The following is a 16,778-nucleotide window of genomic DNA, read 5'->3' on the forward strand; positions in this document are numbered from 1 at the left end:
GTCGATCACACCTGTCGTCAGCGCTGCGGCTCCGCGTCGAGCCGGGCGCGCAGCGCGTCCAGCTCGGCCCAGAGCACGCCCGGCAGCTTGTCGCCGAACTTCTCGAACCACTCGGTGACCAGCGGAAGCTCGTTGCGCCACTCCTCCGGGTCGACCTTCAGCGCGATCCGGACGTCCTCCGGGGTCATGTCCAGGCCCTCGATGTCGAGCGCGTCCTGGGCCGGGACCATGCCGATCGGGGTCTCCACCGCCTCGGCGCGCCCCTCGATCCGCTCGACGATCCACTTCAGGACGCGGGAGTTCTCGCCGAAACCGGGCCAGAGGAAGTTGCCCTCCGGGTCCTTGCGGAACCAGTTGACGTAGTAGATCTTCGGCAGCTTGGACTCGTCGCCGTCGGCGCCCTTGCCCATCTCGATCCAGTGCCGGAAGTAGTCGCCGGCGTGGTAGCCGATGAACGGCAGCATCGCCATCGGGTCGCGCCGGACGACGCCGACCGCGCCGGAGGCGGCGGCGGTGGTCTCCGAGGAGAGCGTCGCGCCCATGTAGACGCCGTGCACCCAGTCGCGGGCCTCGGTCACCAGCGGGATGGTGTCCCGGCGACGGCCACCGAAGAGAATCGCGTCGATCGGCACGCCGTTCGGGTCGTAGTAGTCCTCGGCCAGGATCGGGCACTGGGTGATCGGGGTGCAGAACCGGCTGTTCGCGTGTGAGGAGAGGTTGTCGCTCTCCGGCGTCCAGTCGTTGCCCTTCCAGTCGATCAGGTGCGCCGGCGGCTCACCCATGCCCTCCCACCAGATGTCCCCGTCGTCGGTCAGGGCCACGTTGGTGAAGATGGAGTTGCCGCGGTCCAGCGTCCGCATCGCGTTGGCGTTGGTCTTCCAGTCCGTGCCAGGCGCGACGCCGAAGAGGCCGTACTCGGGGTTGACGGCGTAGAGGCGGCCGTCGGGGCCGAAGCGCATCCAGGCGATGTCGTCGCCGATGGTCTCGACCTTCCACCCGGGGACGGTCGGCTCCAGCATGGCGAGGTTGGTCTTGCCGCAGGCGGACGGGAACGCGCCGGCGATGTGGTAGACCTTGCCCTCCGGCGAGGTGATCTTGAGGATGAGCATGTGCTCGGCGAGCCAGCCCTCGTCGCGGCCCATCACGCTGGCGATCCGCAGCGAGTAGCACTTCTTGCCCAGCAGCGAGTTGCCGCCGTACCCGGAGCCGAAGGACCAGATCTCCCGGGTCTCCGGGAAGTGCGAGATGTACTTCGTCTCGTTGCACGGCCACGCCACGTCCTGCTGGCCGGGGGCGAGCGGGGCGCCGATCGAGTGCAGCGCGTGGACGAAGTCCACGTCGTCGCCCATGGCCTCGAGGACCTTGGCGCCCATCCGGGTCATGATGCGCATGGAGGCGACCACGTACGGGCTGTCGGTGATCTCGACGCCGAACATGGGGCTCTCGGCCTCGACCGGACCCATGCAGAACGGGATGACGTACATGGTGCGCCCGCGCATGCAACCGCGGTAGAGCTCCGTCATCGTCCGCTTCATCTCGGCCGGCGCCATCCAGTTGTTGGTGGGGCCGGCGTCCGCCTCGTCGACGGAGCAGATGAAGGTGCGCTCCTCGACCCGGGCGACGTCCGTCGGGTCCGTCCGCGCGTAGAAGGAGTTGGGCTTCTTCTCCGGGTTGAGGCGGATCAGGGTGCCCGCCTCGACGAGCTCATCGGTGAGGCGCCGCCACTCCTCGTCGGACCCGTCCACCCAGACGACACGGTCGGGGGTGGTCAGTTCAGCGACCTCACGGACCCAGGCGAGCAGTTTGGGGTGGGACGTCGGGGCCTGATCGATACCCCGAACGGTAGCCGGAGCAACCATGACACATCTCCTTGGTGGTCGACGCTGACCGGTCTATGGGATGCACGAGTCTTGACGGCGCTGCGCGTCCTTACGGCGCGGTGCGTCGCCCTTCGTGGAAACCTGGGATTGGCCTCAGCGTAAACCGGGTGACGTCGCCAGTCAGTGGGACTGGTTGTGAAGAACTGCACAAGGTGCGGTCACGCTGCGGCATCACGAGCTAATACCCGCTTTCGCGCGCAGTTTCACGCAAATCCTCTGGGAAACCCCCGGCGGCCGACCTGCCGCGTCCCGTCGACGGACTCGCGAACCGCCCCGCTCGACCATCCCGACTCGTTACGCTCTGTCCACAGGCGCACACCCGTGCGGGCCGCTCGTCGTTGCTACCCGTGTGGGATGCAACCAGCCGGTAGGCTCGGCGTCGTGGCCGCGACGATGACCGGGGAGCCAGGCTCCCGGCAGACCCGCCCGGGTCTGGCCCACGCACTGGTCGAGCGTTTCGGCCACCTCGTCCGCGAGATGAGCAAGTTCGCCACCGTGGGCGGGATCGCCTTTCTGATCGACTTCGCGCTCTTCAACTACCTCACCAGCGTGCGGGGCGTCGAGCAGGTGACCGCGAAGACCGTCTCGACGGTGATCGCGGCGACCGTCGCGTTCGTCGGCAACCGGTTCTGGACGTGGCGGCACCGCAAGCGCTCCAACCCGGCCCGCGAGTACGCGCTGTTCTTCTTCTTCAACGGTGTCGGCCTGGGGATCGCGGTGGCCTGCCTGGCCATCAGCCGCTACGGCCTGGGCAGCATCTGGCCGGAGGTCTTCCAGACCCCGTTGGCCGACAACATCGCCAGCTTCATCGTCGGCACCGGGCTCGGGACGCTGTTCCGATTCTGGTCCTACCGACGGTTCGTCTTCGTGGAAGCGGGAACCCCAGCCGTTCCGGAAGTGAAGCACGACCGAGACCACCGGGCGTGACCTGCCGCCCACCTCGTCCCGGCCGGAGCCTCCCGGCCCCGCCCACTGCCCTAAGGTGTTCCGCATGCGTCTTGTCCGTCTGCTGCCCGAGCGCTGGCAGAAGTTCATCCACGAGGCGCTCAAATTCGGCATCGTCGGCGGCGTCAACACCGTCATCAATTACGCGGTGTTCAACGCCCTGGCACTCACCGTTTTTGTCGACGGCCAGTTGAAGGCGACGGTCATCGCCACCATCGTGGCGACCATCACGTCGTACCTGATGAATCGTCACTGGACGTACCGTGACCGCCCGAAGTCGGCAATGCGGCGCGAATACGCCCTGTTCTTCCTCTTCAACGGAGCCGGCCTGCTCATCGAGCTGGGCGTCCTCGCCGCCGCCAAGTACGGCCTGGGCGTAACCAGCCTGCTGGCCCTGAACGTGGCGAAGACCGGCGGCGTGCTGCTCGCGACGCTGTTCCGGTTCTGGTCCTACCGGACGTTCGTCTTCCAACCGGCACCGGCCCACGCCGCGGAGACGTGGCACAGCATCCCGCGCGACGAGTGGGACACGATGGCCGAAATGGACCCGGTGGCGGAGCTGGCCGAATCCATCTCCGAGCTGGAGGAGGCGCAGCCACCACCGGGCGCCGGACGGCGCGGCCCGGCCCCCGTGCCGGCGACCGGCCAGAGCGCCCCGATCCAGGGCCGCCCCGTGCCGCTCGACGCCGGCATCGGCGGCTCCCTCGACCGGGAACTGGAAGCCGAGCTGGCCGCCGAACTCCAGGCCAGCACCCGCCGCACCCCGCGCCGCTGACCCGCCGCACCACCCCGCGCCCGCCGCGCCGTTACCGTTCGGCGGGCGGGCGGGCGTGGGGCCGGGCTCAGGCGGTGGGGTCGCGCAGCGGCTTCCCCTCGTTCATGTCCGCCAGGATGTCGCGCATCTCGGCGTCGCCGAGGGAGTGCTTGTCGTGGTGGGCCTCGACCAGCTCGTAGAGCTTGGTCTGGACCTGGCCGACCCCAGGCACGTCGTGCAGGACGGACTGCCCGCGCTCGCCGGCGGACTCGATGGTCAGGGTGCCGCAACCGAGCAGACGCTCGACGAACCGCTGGTTCATCGCGTGGTCGTTGACCCGGGTGAGCGGGATGTCCCGCCGGTCGCGGGAGAGCACGCCGTGTTGGAGCAGCACCCGCTCGTTCGTGAAGAGGTAGTGGGTGGTCCGCCAGACCAGGAACGGCCAGAGCGCCAGCCAGAGCACCGCCGCCAGGGCCAGCACCCCGATCACGGCGAGCGCGATCGAGCCGCCCCCGCCGGACGGCAGCAGGACCATGCCGGCCACCACCGCCGCGACGGCGAGCACGAGCACCGCGACCGGCCGGATCAGCGCCTTCCAGTGCGGGTGCAGGTGCAGCACGACATGCTCGTCCTCGGTGAGCACGTCATCGGGGAACGCCACGGGAACCTCCTCGCAGAAACGGACGCGCTGACCGTAACCGCTCACCCTCCCGCCGCGACATCAGCCGCGCGGCGATCCCGCCCCCGCGATCTTGCAGTTTCCGCCCCCGTCTCGCGGCTTCGCCCCGTTCGCCAGGGCAAAAGTGCAAGATCGCGGGGAAGGGAGGGCGGGGGTCAGGTCAGCGGAGGTGGAGGACGTCGCCGGCGGCCAGGGCGCGCACGCCCGTGGGGGTGGTGACCAGCAGTCGGCCGTCGGCGTCCACGCCGGTCGCGGCGCCGGTGAGCTCCTCGCCGCCGGGCAGCAGCACGCGTACCTGGCGGCCGATCGTCGCGCAGGCGGCCAGGTAGGCGTCGCGCAGCCCGCTGGCGACCGCGTCCCCGCCGGCCGAACGCCAGCGGCCGTACCAGTCGGCGACCGAGCGAAGCAGGGCCCGCAGCAGCGGATCGCGGTCGGTGGCCGCCGCGCCGGCCAGTTGCAGCGAGGTGGCCGGCAGGCCGGTCGGGTTCTCCGGCAGCTCGTCGGCGCGGAGCGTGACGTTCAGGCCGATGCCGAGCACGATCGCGGGCGGCTGCGCCGGCGAGTCCCCCGGCACCGCCTCGGCGAGGATCCCGGCGCACTTCGCGTCGCCGATCAGCAGGTCGTTGGGCCACTTCAGGCCGGCGTCCAGCTCGGCCAGCCGGGCCACCGCCTCGACCAGGGCCACGCCGGCGAGCAGCGGCAGCCAGCCGTACCCCGCCTGGGGCACCGGCGGCCAGCCACGGTCGGCGACGGCCTCCCCCGGCCGGAGCAGCACGCTGGTGGCGATGCCCGCCCGCGCCGGTGACTGCCACGCCCGGTCGCGCCGTCCGCGCCCGGCGGTCTGCCGCTCCGCGACCACCACCAGCCCCTCCGGCTCCCCGGCCCGGGCCGCCTCGGCGACGTCCGCGTTGGTCGAGCCGGTCTCGACGCGCAGCTCCAGCCGCGCCCACGGCCCGTGCGGGGCGACCAGCGCCCGCCGCAACCGGGCCGCCGACAGCGGCGGACGGTCCAGATCGGTGTACGGCGAGCCCGGCATCCCGTCAGCCTACGGCCCCGCCCGAGAGCCACCCGCCGGCCGTCGGGCGGGCGTCGGGCGGGCGTCCGTGGGCGTCGTCGGCGAGCGGTCGCCGGGCTGAGGCGAACTGCACAGGGGCGACGACCTGAACCATCGTTATATTCCCAGGGTGACTACCGAGACCGGGATCAACATCCACAGCACCGCGGGCAAGCTGGCTGACCTGGAGCGACGGGTCGACGAGGCGGTGCACGCCGGGTCGGCGCGCGCGGTCGAGAAGCAGCACGCGAGGGGCAAGAAGACCGCCCGCGAGCGGATCGAGATGCTGCTCGACGAGGGCTCCTTCGTCGAGTTGGACGAGCTGGCCCGGCACCGGTCCACCAACTTCGGGCTGGAGAAGACCCGCCCGTACGGCGACGGCGTCATCACCGGCTACGGCACCATCGACGGCCGCCAGGTCTGCGTGTTCGCCCAGGACTTCACGGTCTTCGGCGGCTCCCTCGGCGAGGTCTTCGGCGAGAAGATCGTCAAGGTGATGGACCTGGCCGTGAAAATCGGCTGCCCGGTCGTCGGCATCAACGACTCCGGCGGCGCCCGCATCCAGGAGGGCGTGGCCTCGCTCGGGCTCTACGGCGAGATCTTCTTCCGCAACGTCCGGGCCAGCGGCGTCATCCCGCAGATCTCCCTGATCATGGGCCCGTGCGCGGGGGGCGCCGTCTACTCCCCGGCGGTCACCGACTTCACCGTGATGGTCGACCAGACCTCGCACATGTTCATCACCGGCCCCGACGTCATCAAGACCGTCACCGGCGAGGACGTGGCGATGGAGGAGCTGGGCGGCGCCCGTACGCACAACTCCCGCAGCGGCAACGCGCACTACCTCGCCAGCGACGAGGAGGACGCGATCGAGTACGTGAAGGCGCTGCTGTCGTACCTGCCGTCGAACAACCTGGACGAGCCGGTGGTCTACGAGGCCCCCGCGGACCTCTCCGTGAGCGACGAGGACCGGGAACTGGACACGCTGATCCCCGACTCGGCGAACCAGCCGTACGACATGCACCGGGTCATCGAGCACGTCCTGGACGACGGCGAGTTCCTGGAGGTCCAGCCGCTCTACGCGCAGAACCTGATCATCGGCTACGGCCGGGTCGAGGGGCGCCCGGTCGGCGTGGTCGCCAACCAGCCGATGCACTTCGCCGGCACCCTGGACATCGCCGCGTCGGAGAAGGCCGCCCGGTTCGTGCGCACCTGCGACGCCTTCAACATCCCGGTGCTGACCTTCGTGGACGTTCCCGGCTTCCTGCCCGGCACCGGCCAGGAGTGGGACGGCATCATCCGCCGCGGCGCGAAGCTCATCTACGCGTACGCCGAGGCCACCGTCCCGAAGGTCACCGTCATCACCCGCAAGGCCTACGGCGGGGCGTACGACGTGATGGGCTCCAAGCACCTCGGCGCGGACCTGAACTTCGCCTGGCCGACCGCGCAGATCGCGGTGATGGGCGCGCAGGGCGCGGTGAACATCCTCTACCGGCAGGAACTGGCCGCCGCCGAGGACCCGGCCGCCGTGCGGGCCGAGAAGATCACCGAGTACGAGGAGACTCTCGCCAACCCGTACATCGCGGCCGAGCGCGGCTACGTCGACAGCGTCATCCCGCCGCACGAGACCCGTACGCAGATCGTCCGCGCCCTGCGGGTGCTGCGTACCAAGCGCGAGACCCTGCCCCCGAAGAAGCACGGCAACATCCCGCTCTGACCCCGCCCCGCCCCGCGTCGCGTGCGGGCGTGGCGGGTCAGCAGGGCGGGTTGGCGGCGCCGCACATGCGGGTGGCGGCGACGGCGGCGAGCCGACGAAGTTCGGCCTCGCTGCTGTCGCGCGAGATGCTGACCACCGTGACCAGGTCGCCGACCCGGACGAACGCGGTGCTGAGCGGCTTCGGAGCGTCGCCAACCACTGTCGACGTCTTCGCCCGCCGGGGCTCGGACATGACCTGCCGCAGCAACGCCGACTCGTCGCCGGCGAACCCCCGGGCCACCACCTGCCAGCGGTGTGTCGTGACGATCTCGACGTCCCGCCCGTCGCGCCACACGACGCCGTCGGTCTCCCATTCCGGGCAGGAGTTCACCTGCCGGTCGATGTCAGGAATGATCTTGCCGGCCTCCTCGGTACGGACCCGGTAGAGATCCTGTCGCAGCAGGGGCTCACCCAGCCGTACCCCCATCACCGTCTGACTGCGCGAGTAGCGGGAGGGTTCAGCGGCGGCCGGAAGTCCCCGGTTCCGCAGGCACTTCGTCAACTCACCGTCGATCCGGATCGGCTCGTGGATGCCCGTCACGGTGAGTCGCGGGGTCTCCTTCTCCGGCAGGTCCTCGGGCTGGAGCAGCGCCTCCATCGGAATCGCGGCCCGTACGGGCGCATCCGGCCCGGCCGCCCCGGCCACGGTCACCCCGGCCGCGGTCGCCCCTTCCGCGGTCGCCAGCGGCCGGTTACCGCCGATGTGGTCGACCACCCCGAAGGCGGCCACGGTAAGCACGGTGACCGTCGTGACGGCCGCCGCCCCCAGCGCCGTACGCCTGCTGCGCCGGCGGGCCCGGGCGCGGATCTCGGCGGGCTCCGGCCAGCGGACGTCGCGCAGGTCCCTGTGCAACTGGTCGACGAACGTCGTCTCGTCACGCATCGGCGGCCTCCTTCAGCTCAGAGACGGCGAGCAGCCCGGCCAACGCGGCGCGCCCCCGAGAGAGTCGGGCCTTGACCGTGCCCACGGGGGCGTCGGTCTGCCGGGCCACCTCGGCCACCGGCATGCCGACCAGGTAGTACAGGGCGATCGCGGTGCGCTGCTCCTCGGGCAGCCGACGCAGCGCGGCGACCACGTCGACGGTGTCGGGATCCGGGCCGGGCACCGTCTCCGTGGCACCGTGCCGCAGGTAGGCGCGGGCCCGGCTGCGCAGGCTGCGCCAGCGGCTGACCGCGATCCGGCTGGCCACCACCCGCACCCACGCCTCCGGCTCCTCGTACGCGCTCACAGTCGACCAGCGCTGCCAGGCGCGCACGTACGCCTCCTGCACGGCGTCCTGCGCCTCGGCGAGGTCACCGGTGAGCACGTAGACGAAGCCCAGCAACCGTTGCCGGCTGCCCCGGTAGAACTCGTCGAAGCCGTCGACGTCCGGCACCCTGCTACCTCCCCCGTGACGGTCGCAGGGGACACGCGCCAGCCGGGGCCGTCGGTTGCCCGGTCCACCGATCATTTTCGCCAGCTCCGCCGGCCGAAACCCGCCGGCCGGAACCCCGCTCAGATGATCACGTATCGCACGGGACCATTCTGCCCGCCCACGCTTCCGCGCCCTCCCCGGCGACGGCGGACGGCCGGTCGGGCGTGGTGTCTCCCCCGTACTTCCCCGTGCCGGGTCGGCGCCGCTCAGAGCGTGATGCCGGCCTCGGCGAGGATCGGGCCGGCGAGCAGCAGCGCGCCCGCGCCGAGGGCGACCAGGTTGACCAGGGCGAACACGGTGACCCAGAAGAACGCGGGCAGCGGGGTGATCCCGGCGAGCTGGTCGGCGTCGGAGGCGGGCATCCGTCCCCGGGAGCGCAGCCGTTGCAGCTCCACCACGGGTCGCACGCCGCCGAGCAGCAGGAACCACACCCCGGTGTACGCGAACGCCGCCTGCACCTGCGGCGTGGCGTACCAGGAGACGGCGAGCACCACCCCGCCGGTGACCAGCAGCGAGAGCACGCCGAAGACGTTGCGGATCATGACCAGCATGGCCAGTAGCAGCGCCACGGCGACCCAGAGCAGCAGGGTGATCCGGTTGCCGCCGAGCAGCCACGCGCCGGCCAGCCCGACCAGCGGCGGGGCGACGTAACCGGCCAGCAGGGTGAGGATCATCCCCGGGCCGGCGGGCCGGCCGGCGGAGAGGGTGAGCCCCGAGGTGTCCGAGTGCAGCCGGATGCCGTGCAGCCGGCGGCCGGTGAGCAGCGCGACCAGCGCGTGCCCGCCCTCGTGGGCGATGGTGACGGCGTTTCGGGCGATCCGCCAGGGCAGCCGGGTGGACACGACCACCAACGCGACGGCGGCGGTCAGCAACACCAGCAGGGGCGGTGGGTCCGGCTGCGCCGCGAACAGCTTGTCCCAGAGACCGCCGAGCCCGTCGATCGACACCATGGGGCGCGAGCCTACCGGCCCCGACCTGTGTCGCTGCGCCCTCGTGGGTCCGTATCGTGTGAAGCTGACCTGGTGGCGATCGGAGCGGGAGGTGGACGCCGGTGAGCGCGGCACCCCTGGAACCCCACGTCGGCCTGTGGACAGAGGCCGAGTACCTCGCCATGGGCGAGACTTCGAACCGGATCGAACTGCTCGACGGGAGCCTGATCGTGAGCCCTGCCCCGAGCAAGCGACACCAGCGGGTGTCGAGACTGCTGGCCAACAGCCTCGACGACGCGGCCGGAGCCCTCGCGGTCTTCGAGGCGGTCAACGTCCGGCTCGGGGTCGACCGGATCGTCATCCCGGACGTTGTCGTCGCCGACACCGACGACGAGGGCACCGTGGTCGAGGCGGGCGAGGTCGTCCTCGTCTGCGAGATCGTCTCTCCGGGGAACGCGGCGGCCGACCGACTGGTCAAGATGCAGCTCTACGCCATCGCCCGGATTCCCTGGTATCTGCTGGTCGAGCAGGACGGCCAGACCCACTCGTTGCGGCTGTTCCGGCTGGACGGTGCGCACTACGTCGAGGACCAGGTCGCCAAGGCGGGCGAGCGCCTCACCCTGACCCAGCCGTTCCGCTGGGGTGTCGACCCGGCTTCGTTCCGCTGAGCCCAACGTCACTCGTCAATGTAAATTTGTTTAGCGCCCCTTGTGATCGAGGACGCTTACCTCCAAAGATGGTCGTCAATTCCATCGGCGTCCTTGGAGGCATCCATGACCCGTACCAGACCATCGCTGCGCAGAATGCTCGCCACCGGCCTCACCGTGCTCGCCACCGTGGCGGCGGGGCTCGTCGCCACCAGCACCCCGGCGGCCGCGGCCACCACGCCCGGCATCGACGTCTCGCGCTACCAGGGCAGCATCAACTGGACGAGCGTGCGCAACGCCGGGATCCAGTTCGCCTTCATCAAGGCCACCGAGGGCACGAGCTACAAGGACCCGAACTTCAACAGCAACTACACCAACTCGTACTACGCGGGGGTGATCCGGGGCGCGTACCACTTCGCCCGGCCGAACATCTCCTCCGGGGCTGTCCAGGCGAACTACCTGGCCTCCAACGGCGGCGCCTGGTCGGCCGACAGCCGCACCCTCCCCGCCGCGCTGGACCTGGAGGCCAACCCGTACAGCGGAGGGTACTGCTACGGCCTGAGCACGTCCGGGATGCGCAGTTGGGTCCAGGACTTCCTCAACACCTACCGCTCGCGTACCGGCCGCTACGCGGTCATCTACACGACCACCAGTTGGTGGAACCAGTGCACCGGCAGTTGGACCGCCCCCTGGGCGAACCACCCACTCTGGATCGCCCGCTGGTCCACCTCCCCCGGCACCCTGCCGGCCGGCGCGCCGTTCTGGAGCTTCTGGCAGTACACCGACAGCGGCAGCGTCGCCGGAATCAGCGGCCCCGTCGACCGCAACTACTGGAACGGTGACCGTACCCGGCTGATCGCGCTGGCCAACAACACCGCCTGAGCCCGACTCGCCTGGGGAGGCAGTTGGCGGCAGCGGGATCGGCTGTCACCGTACGGTCGACAACTGGTCCGGCTGCCGCCACGCCACCGCCTCGGGCCTCTGGCCCGCCATCCGGCCTGCGGGCGTCAGGCCCGTCGTCGGGACGCCACCGGTACGGTCACCGCGTTGTCGCGCGCGAGTGCGCCACGCCGCGTGAGACGCCAGGCAGCCACTCCGGCGAGGGTGACGGTGACGACGCTGAGCAGCGCGAACAGTACCGGCAGGCCGGCGCTGACGAGCAGCAGGACGAGGTCGCCCAGGGCCACGAGCATCCACAGTGCCACCCGAGGCCGGGCGTCCTTCAGTCGGTAACCCATGTCGTGCCTCCCTTCCGTGGTGCAGGTCAGGTACCCCGTACGACGGAGGGTCATGCGAATCAGTCCCGCACCGGCACGAACCCGTCAGCGATGGTCTTGAAGATCAGTTCGTTGGCCGCCCACTGGTCGGCGGGAGTGTCCCAGCGGATGGCGTACCCCTTGTCCGGGGCGGTCACGAAACCGCGGTTGCGGACGTGGATCGCGCGTCCGTCCTCTGTCTGGGTCCACTCCCAGTCGGCAGCCTCGTCGAAGTAGTCGATCGACTCGATCCGGACCCGCCGGTAGTTCGGGTAGTCGCCCCGCCGGCTCGTCTCCTGCCTCCGCCAGTCGGCCTCGGCATCGTCAAGGGGCTCGGTGGTCTGGTCGATCAGCAGGGCCCGCCCCCTGCCGTCCGAGAAGCGAACACGATAGTCCTCCCGCCCGGCCCCCCACTTGCGGCGGTAGTCGAGCTTGAAACCCGGCGGCACGGGCACGGAGAAGCCAGTCGGGTCCTTGTGCAGCTTCCAGCCGGCCGGCAGTCCCGTCGCCGAGGGCGTGACGGCCGGGGTCGGGCTGGGGGCGGCGCTGGTTGGCGGCGGCGCGGCGGGCCCCGACGTCTGGGGTGCCTGCGAGGCGGTGGTCGGGTCGGCCTGCGGGGTGCCGCCGTCGTCCTCGCCGTCGCCGCTGCTCAGCATCGGCACGACCAGCACCAGGCCGACCAGCAGCAGCGCCACCAGCACCCCGATCAGCACGTTGCGCCGGGTGTTGTTGGGCTTCGTACCGTCGGGCGGCACCACCGTGGCGCGGCCGGACGGCGGGCTCACCGACGCGGGCATCACCGACGTGGGGTTCACCGGCCTGTGCGGCGCGGGGCTCACCGGCACGGCCGGCGAGGTGTTGGCCGCCGGCTTCGGTGCCTCGACCTTCGCCGTCGGCGCGGTGTCGGACGTGGACGACCCGACCTTGGCGGTCGGCGCGACATCCGAGGCGGCGGACGCACTCTCGGCCGCCACGGTGACCCCGGCGGAGGCGACCGCCTCCTGCGGCGCACGGGGCGCCGGCGGGCTGACCGGCCTGGCCGCCGGCTCCTCGGCCGGTCGCGGCGCCGGCACCAGCGGCGGGCGCGGCTCGCGCGGGCCGTTCGGCCCCGGCCGGCGTACGCCGTCGAGCAGCGGGATGGTGCGGGTGCGCTTGCCGCCGGCACGACGCAGCAGCTTCTCCGCCACCTCGGCGGTGATCCGCTCGTTCGGGTCCTTGCGCAGCAGGCCGTTGAGCACCGGCTTGAGCGGGCCGGCGTTCTTCGGCGGCGGGGGTGCCTCGGTGGCGAGCGCCGCCAGGGTGGCGATCGCCGACGGCCGGGCGTACGGCGACTTGCCCTCGACCGCGGCGTAGAGGGTGGCGCCCAGCGACCAGAGGTCGGCCTCCGGCCCGGCGGTGCCGTCGCGGGCCCGCTCCGGCGCGATGTACGCGGGCGAACCGAGCACCATGCCCGTGCGGGTCACGTTCGGGTCGCCGGGGATCGTGGCGAGACCGAAATCGGTCAGCACCACCCGGCCGTCGTTGCCGAGCAGCACGTTGCCCGGCTTGACGTCGCGGTGCATCACGCCGGCCTTGTGCGCGGCTTTCAACGCGCCCAGCACGCCGAGCCCGATCTCGACCGCGCGCGCCGGCGGCACCGGGCCGTCCTCGGCGAGCGTGTCCTGCAACGACCTCGACGCCACGTACTCCATGACGATCCACGGGTCGCCGTCGGTGCGCAGCACGTCGAAGATGCGGACCACGTTGATGTGGTTGAGCCGGGCGATGGCCCGGGCCTCGCGCAGCGACCGCTCCCGCATCTCGCGGCGCTCGTCGTCGGTGAGGCTGGGCGGCGGGACCAGCTCCTTGATCGCCACGTCCCGGTGCAGCACCTCGTCGCGCGCCTTCCACACCCGACCCATGCCGCCCTGACCGAGCGGCGAGAGGAGCCGGTATCGGTCAGCAACGAGTTGGGGCAGCGCGTTAGACATCGCCCAGACGGTACCCGGCGGGCACGACGCTCACACCGCCGGCACGCCACTGTGCGGTTCAGCTCAAGCTTGCCGCCGCGTACGCTGACGCCATGTCTGCCGAAGAGCCGCTGTTCCGGGTCGTCCGCGGGGTCCCCACCGCCGAGGAACTGGCCGCGCTGGTGGGCGCGATCGTCGTCCGGTCCCGTCCGGCCGCCGCACCCTCGCCGGCCGCCGCGTCCGCCTGGGCGCGCAGCGGGCGCCCGGCCACCGCGACGCCCGTCGCCGGTCCCGGCGCGTGGCGCGCCTCCGGCCTGCCCCGCTGACCTTTTCCCGGTACGGATCACCCCAGCTCGGTGCCCCTGCCCGCCGGCCGGACGGCTCGGGTGTGCGGGGTTGGGGCTGCCGACATCGTCGGAGACCCATTAACCTCACTCAGGGAAACGGCGCAGTGACGGGTAGGGAGGGCCGATGATCCCCGAGGAGGACCGTCCAGCGTCCTGGCTCCGCGGTTACGGCGGCATCGAGGCCGACATCCGCCGGTTGCGCGAGTTCGCCGACAAGCTCCAGGCCGAGGTGGAACGCAACTATGCCCCCCACCTGTCGTACATCGCCGAGGACATGAAGGCACCGGTGCCCAACCCGGCCGACGCCTTCATCGAGCTGGTCAACTTCCTGCGCGCCCACCACGAGACCCAGCAGGCCACCGCCGACATGGTCTGGGGCGTCCGCGACGCCACCGGCCACCTGGCCGGGGCCGCCGGCGTCGTCGCCGCGCGCTACACCGACTCCGACGCCTTCTCCTCCGCGCGGGTGGCCGACGTCGAACGGGCGCTCGCCAACCCGGCGACCGCCGCGTCACGCGGCCCGTCACCCGTGTTGCACGATCCCACCGGGCCGGAGACGGGGCCGGGGCGGGTGGTGCTGCCGTGATCGAGCGGGGCAGCGGCCGCACGTCCGGCCTCACCGACTGGCGGCTGATGGACGTGGCCAGCATGTGGGCCTGCCTCCAGGACCACGACACCACCAACCACTGGAAGCGGGTCGCCGGCTGGCGCAAGGTCTGCGACCTCGCCCGGACCCACCTGAGCCGGCTCCAGGAATACCGGCGCGGGCTGGCGGAGGCATGGCCCCCGGAGACCAACGAGGCAGCCCGGGCGTACGTCCGCGAACTCGACGAGCTGATCGACAAGGTGCAGCGCACCCACGACGCGGCCAGCGCCAACTACACCGCGCTCTCCGCCGCGACACAAGCCATCGGGACCACCCGCACCGAACTCAAGAAGATCTACGACGAGTACGCCGTCAAGCTCCAGGAGAAGCGGACGTACGAGGCGACGCTCGCGGACCCGAAGGCGGCCCTGGGCAGCCGCGTCCCCGACCGCCCGGTAACGGACGCCGACCTGGAACGGCTCAACGTCCAGGCGCGGGGCATCATGTACGGCCTCAGCGGCGAACTCCAACACGCCCAAGTAATGCTCCAAAAGCCACCTCCTGTTAGGCCGCCGAAACACACAGATAATCCGGATACCTATGGCGGCTCGAATATCGCACCGATCATTCCCCCGATCGTTCCAGCACCAGTACTAGGAAAATCTGGAGCGCTCTCGCCGGGGCCAAGCCGTACCCTTAAGCCTGTCTCCACTCCGACAGCGCCTGGCAGCGGGCCAGTCCTTGGCGGCACCGGCGTTGGGCTAACTCCGAAGCCGGCCAATCCCGCGTTGCCCGCCACGGCACCTTCATCCCCTTCGACCGGGTCAAACATCGGAATGCCGCCAGGACTCGCCCCGCGCGCTCCGAGCCGGCCATTTCCAACTGGTTCAACATCCGGCCAGCCAGGTCAGGCGAGGCCGCCCATTGTGGGCGGCGCGAACGGCCAACCGAGTGCCGCTTCGCCATCTCAACCAAGGCCGATGCCGCCGGGCGGTCTTATCGGCGGAGCACCTGGGATGGGTCTCAGCCAGCCGGGGGCAAGTAATAGCCAGCCACGTCGGGTCAACCCGATCGGCGGAGTGATCGGTGGAGGAGGCGCCGGCACCGCGCCAGCGGGTGGCGCCGGTTCTCGACCAGGTAGCGGGCGAAGTTTTGGTTCGGCGCATGGGGCACCTCCCTTCGGTGGTTCCCCCGGCATGGGTAGCTACGCCGGCACAGGAAGCACTAGCGGCATCGGCGCGACACCCGGACGCTCTGCGCGTTCCGACAAGAGCGATGACGAACTGCGACGGTGGGATCCCGACCATCCTTGGGAGGTAGACCAAGGAGTGACCCCAGTGGTCCGTCCGCCGGACGAGGAAGGCCCAATCGATCCAGGGCCTGCCATCGGTTTTAACAGGTGAGAATACGGCCAGCCGGCAAGATGCTGGCGGTGCTGACACTGTGGGTTACAACGCTGTGGACGTTCAATGCGGCTGCGGCCGTATCGAGTTCCACAGCACCACATCCCGCAGAGTCCGTCCAGATCCGAGGCGACCAGTGGCATTTGAGCTACCTCAACGCAACTGAGGCGCACCGGATCACGCAGGGTGAGGGTGTGGTAGTCGCCGTTCCGGACACTGGCGTGGATCCGCACCCAGACCTGCGGAACAACTTACTTCCCGGGGTTGACCTCATTCCCGGAGGCGCTGGTGACGGCCGGCAAGACCTAGACGGTCACGGCACGTCCATGGCTGGGCTCATCGCCGCTCACGGCCGGAGTCCGACTGAAGGAGCGCTAGGCGTCGCCCCGAAGGCGAAGATTCTGCCGATATTCGACTCCCCACCGAACGGCGATGGTGAACCAGATGCGCTAGCTCAAGGAATCGAATACGCGATATCACAAGGCGCTGAGGTCATAAGCATTTCTAGCGGCGGCACGTCTAGCCCTCGCCTCGATCAGGCAGTCGGCACCGCTTTGGCCTCGAACATCGTCGTGGTAGCGGCGGCGGGCAACAGTCCCGAGGACGCACGTGTTAGCTATCCTGCGTCAAAGGAGGGCGTAATAGCTGTCGGTGGAATCGATCGCGTAGGAAGACATGCAGCCGTCTCCGTGACCGGCCCAGAGATTGATGTAGTTGCGCCTGCCGTTGACATCTATAGCACCAGCTACGACGGAAAATACTCGAAGGGCGTTGGCACGTCGGGTGCCACGGCGATCGTCGCCGGCGCTGCAGCACTGATTCGGTCGAAATACCCGTACCTGCCGGCCTCCGAGGTGGTGCATCGACTCACGGCCACCGCCGTCGACAAGGGACCACCGGGGCGTGACGACGAGTACGGCTACGGGGTCATCGACCTTGTAGCGGCGCTGACGGCAGACGTACCGCCGTTGGGCTTCGGGTCGGCGACGGCGAGCGGCCCGGCGCCCACCGCCTCGACCACGACGGCGGTCGCGGAGCCCGCCGACGACGGAGACGGCGGAGCGACCGCCCGCGGCCTGGTCACCCTCGGTGTGATCGTGGCTGCCGGTGGCGTGTGGGTCCTGGTTGCGCGTCGCCGGCGCCACGGCGACGACCCACCTCCCCGGATCAGCCGGTAACGT

General features: G+C 70.6%; 17 protein-coding genes and 1 pseudogene. 10 read left to right on the forward strand and 8 right to left on the reverse strand.

The genetic code is table 11. The features are described 5' to 3' along the window. Positions 1-17: 17 nt before the first annotated feature. Complete coding sequence (locus tag ACGFZ2_RS12140) at positions 18-1,859, reverse strand: phosphoenolpyruvate carboxykinase (GTP) (RefSeq protein WP_393452715.1); 1,842 nt, start codon at positions 1,857-1,859, stop codon at positions 18-20. A 156-nt stretch (positions 1,860-2,015) separates the two neighbouring features. On the opposite strand from ACGFZ2_RS12140, the pseudogene ACGFZ2_RS12145 reads away from it, so the two are divergent. The 3 genes and pseudogenes from ACGFZ2_RS12145 to ACGFZ2_RS12155 all read left to right on the forward strand — a co-directional run. After that, a pseudogene (locus ACGFZ2_RS12145) lies at positions 2,016-2,106 on the forward strand (GtrA family protein); the annotation flags it as partial. A 128-nt stretch (positions 2,107-2,234) separates the two neighbouring features. Continuing rightward, positions 2,235-2,807: a GtrA family protein gene (locus tag ACGFZ2_RS12150; protein WP_350703441.1), complete on the forward strand. Its 573-nt coding sequence runs from the start codon at positions 2,235-2,237 to the stop codon at positions 2,805-2,807. Positions 2,808-2,871: 64 nt separating this feature from the next. Further along, entirely contained in the window at positions 2,872-3,600 is a 729-nt protein-coding gene (locus ACGFZ2_RS12155; RefSeq protein WP_393258553.1) for a GtrA family protein, read from the forward strand. 67 nt (positions 3,601-3,667) lie between these two features. On the opposite strand, the gene ACGFZ2_RS12160 is transcribed toward ACGFZ2_RS12155, so the two are convergent. Both ACGFZ2_RS12160 and ACGFZ2_RS12165 read right to left on the reverse strand, forming a co-directional pair. Continuing rightward, entirely contained in the window at positions 3,668-4,240 is a 573-nt protein-coding gene (locus tag ACGFZ2_RS12160) for a PH domain-containing protein (protein ID WP_393258550.1), read from the reverse strand. A gap of 178 nt (positions 4,241-4,418) precedes the next feature. Beyond that, positions 4,419-5,294 (reverse strand): biotin--[acetyl-CoA-carboxylase] ligase, encoded by an 876-nt coding sequence (locus ACGFZ2_RS12165; protein ID WP_393258547.1) that lies wholly within the window; start codon positions 5,292-5,294, stop codon positions 4,419-4,421. A gap of 148 nt (positions 5,295-5,442) precedes the next feature. Here ACGFZ2_RS12165 and ACGFZ2_RS12170 point away from each other — a divergent pair, with 148 nt between their 5' ends. After that, positions 5,443-7,026: an acyl-CoA carboxylase subunit beta gene (locus ACGFZ2_RS12170; RefSeq protein WP_393452718.1), complete on the forward strand. Its 1,584-nt coding sequence runs from the start codon at positions 5,443-5,445 to the stop codon at positions 7,024-7,026. 37 nt (positions 7,027-7,063) lie between these two features. Here the strand turns inward: ACGFZ2_RS12170 and ACGFZ2_RS12175 are convergent, their stop codons facing one another. The 3 genes from ACGFZ2_RS12175 to ACGFZ2_RS12185 all read right to left on the reverse strand — a co-directional run bounded on the left by ACGFZ2_RS12175 (position 7,064) and on the right by ACGFZ2_RS12185 (position 9,430). After that, positions 7,064-7,948 carry a hypothetical protein gene (locus tag ACGFZ2_RS12175; protein WP_393452721.1) on the reverse strand — a complete coding sequence of 295 codons (885 nt, stop codon included), beginning with the start codon at positions 7,946-7,948 and terminating at the stop codon, positions 7,064-7,066. Next, complete coding sequence (locus ACGFZ2_RS12180) at positions 7,941-8,441, reverse strand: SigE family RNA polymerase sigma factor (RefSeq protein ID WP_350678559.1); 501 nt, start codon at positions 8,439-8,441, stop codon at positions 7,941-7,943. Before ACGFZ2_RS12180 ends, ACGFZ2_RS12175 begins: the two co-directional genes overlap by 8 nt. Before the next feature lie 245 nt (positions 8,442-8,686). Continuing rightward, entirely contained in the window at positions 8,687-9,430 is a 744-nt protein-coding gene (locus ACGFZ2_RS12185) for a M50 family metallopeptidase (protein ID WP_350703454.1), read from the reverse strand. Positions 9,431-9,531: 101 nt separating this feature from the next. Here ACGFZ2_RS12185 and ACGFZ2_RS12190 point away from each other — a divergent pair, with 101 nt between their 5' ends. Beyond that, positions 9,532-10,077 (forward strand): Uma2 family endonuclease, encoded by a 546-nt coding sequence (locus tag ACGFZ2_RS12190; protein WP_393452724.1) that lies wholly within the window; start codon positions 9,532-9,534, stop codon positions 10,075-10,077. Between the two features lie 105 nt (positions 10,078-10,182). Beyond that, positions 10,183-10,938 (forward strand): GH25 family lysozyme, encoded by a 756-nt coding sequence (locus ACGFZ2_RS12195; protein WP_393452727.1) that lies wholly within the window; start codon positions 10,183-10,185, stop codon positions 10,936-10,938. A gap of 125 nt (positions 10,939-11,063) precedes the next feature. Here the strand turns inward: ACGFZ2_RS12195 and ACGFZ2_RS12200 are convergent, their stop codons facing one another. Both ACGFZ2_RS12200 and ACGFZ2_RS12205 read right to left on the reverse strand, forming a co-directional pair. Further along, entirely contained in the window at positions 11,064-11,294 is a 231-nt protein-coding gene (locus tag ACGFZ2_RS12200; protein ID WP_393302699.1) for a hypothetical protein, read from the reverse strand. Between the two features lie 59 nt (positions 11,295-11,353). Then, complete coding sequence (locus ACGFZ2_RS12205) at positions 11,354-13,282, reverse strand: protein kinase (protein ID WP_393452730.1); 1,929 nt, start codon at positions 13,280-13,282, stop codon at positions 11,354-11,356. Positions 13,283-13,374: 92 nt separating this feature from the next. On the opposite strand from ACGFZ2_RS12205, the gene ACGFZ2_RS12210 reads away from it, so the two are divergent. From ACGFZ2_RS12210 to mycP, 4 genes are all read left to right on the forward strand, one after another. Continuing rightward, positions 13,375-13,587 carry an acyl-CoA carboxylase epsilon subunit gene (locus tag ACGFZ2_RS12210; protein ID WP_357692193.1) on the forward strand — a complete coding sequence of 71 codons (213 nt, stop codon included), beginning with the start codon at positions 13,375-13,377 and terminating at the stop codon, positions 13,585-13,587. Positions 13,588-13,732: 145 nt separating this feature from the next. Further along, positions 13,733-14,194, forward strand: coding sequence for a hypothetical protein (locus ACGFZ2_RS12215; protein ID WP_393452734.1), 462 nt, complete (start codon positions 13,733-13,735; stop codon positions 14,192-14,194). Further along, entirely contained in the window at positions 14,191-15,597 is a 1,407-nt protein-coding gene (locus ACGFZ2_RS12220) for a hypothetical protein (protein WP_393452737.1), read from the forward strand. The genes ACGFZ2_RS12215 and ACGFZ2_RS12220 overlap by 4 nt, the downstream gene beginning before the upstream one ends. 29 nt (positions 15,598-15,626) lie before the next feature. Further along, the gene (gene mycP, locus ACGFZ2_RS12225) at positions 15,627-16,775 is read left to right on the forward strand and encodes a type VII secretion-associated serine protease mycosin (RefSeq protein ID WP_393452740.1); all 1,149 of its coding nucleotides are present in this window, start codon (positions 15,627-15,629) and stop codon (positions 16,773-16,775) included. Positions 16,776-16,778: the final 3 nt, after the last annotated feature.

This window comes from Micromonospora sp. NPDC048063 (genome assembly GCF_043202855.1).
GTDB lineage: Bacteria > Actinomycetota > Actinomycetes > Mycobacteriales > Micromonosporaceae > Micromonospora.

Excerpts from the sequence above, each read along its gene's own strand:
- ACGFZ2_RS12215 (WP_393452734.1), top strand. The coding sequence starts at position 13,733 with ATGATCCCCGAGGAGGACCGTCCAGCGTCCTGGCTCCGCGGTTACGGC.
- ACGFZ2_RS12185 (WP_350703454.1), bottom strand. The coding sequence starts at position 9,430 with ATGGTGTCGATCGACGGGCTCGGCGGTCTCTGGGACAAGCTGTTCGCG.
- ACGFZ2_RS12140 (WP_393452715.1), bottom strand. The coding sequence starts at position 1,859 with ATGGTTGCTCCGGCTACCGTTCGGGGTATCGATCAGGCCCCGACGTCC.
- ACGFZ2_RS12175 (WP_393452721.1), bottom strand. The coding sequence starts at position 7,948 with ATGCGTGACGAGACGACGTTCGTCGACCAGTTGCACAGGGACCTGCGC.
- ACGFZ2_RS12195 (WP_393452727.1), top strand. The coding sequence starts at position 10,183 with ATGACCCGTACCAGACCATCGCTGCGCAGAATGCTCGCCACCGGCCTC.
- ACGFZ2_RS12205 (WP_393452730.1), bottom strand. The coding sequence starts at position 13,282 with ATGTCTAACGCGCTGCCCCAACTCGTTGCTGACCGATACCGGCTCCTC.
- ACGFZ2_RS12155 (WP_393258553.1), top strand. The coding sequence starts at position 2,872 with ATGCGTCTTGTCCGTCTGCTGCCCGAGCGCTGGCAGAAGTTCATCCAC.
- ACGFZ2_RS12210 (WP_357692193.1), top strand. The coding sequence starts at position 13,375 with ATGTCTGCCGAAGAGCCGCTGTTCCGGGTCGTCCGCGGGGTCCCCACC.
- ACGFZ2_RS12200 (WP_393302699.1), bottom strand. The coding sequence starts at position 11,294 with ATGGGTTACCGACTGAAGGACGCCCGGCCTCGGGTGGCACTGTGGATG.
- ACGFZ2_RS12165 (WP_393258547.1), bottom strand. The coding sequence starts at position 5,294 with ATGCCGGGCTCGCCGTACACCGATCTGGACCGTCCGCCGCTGTCGGCG.
- ACGFZ2_RS12150 (WP_350703441.1), top strand. The coding sequence starts at position 2,235 with ATGCAACCAGCCGGTAGGCTCGGCGTCGTGGCCGCGACGATGACCGGG.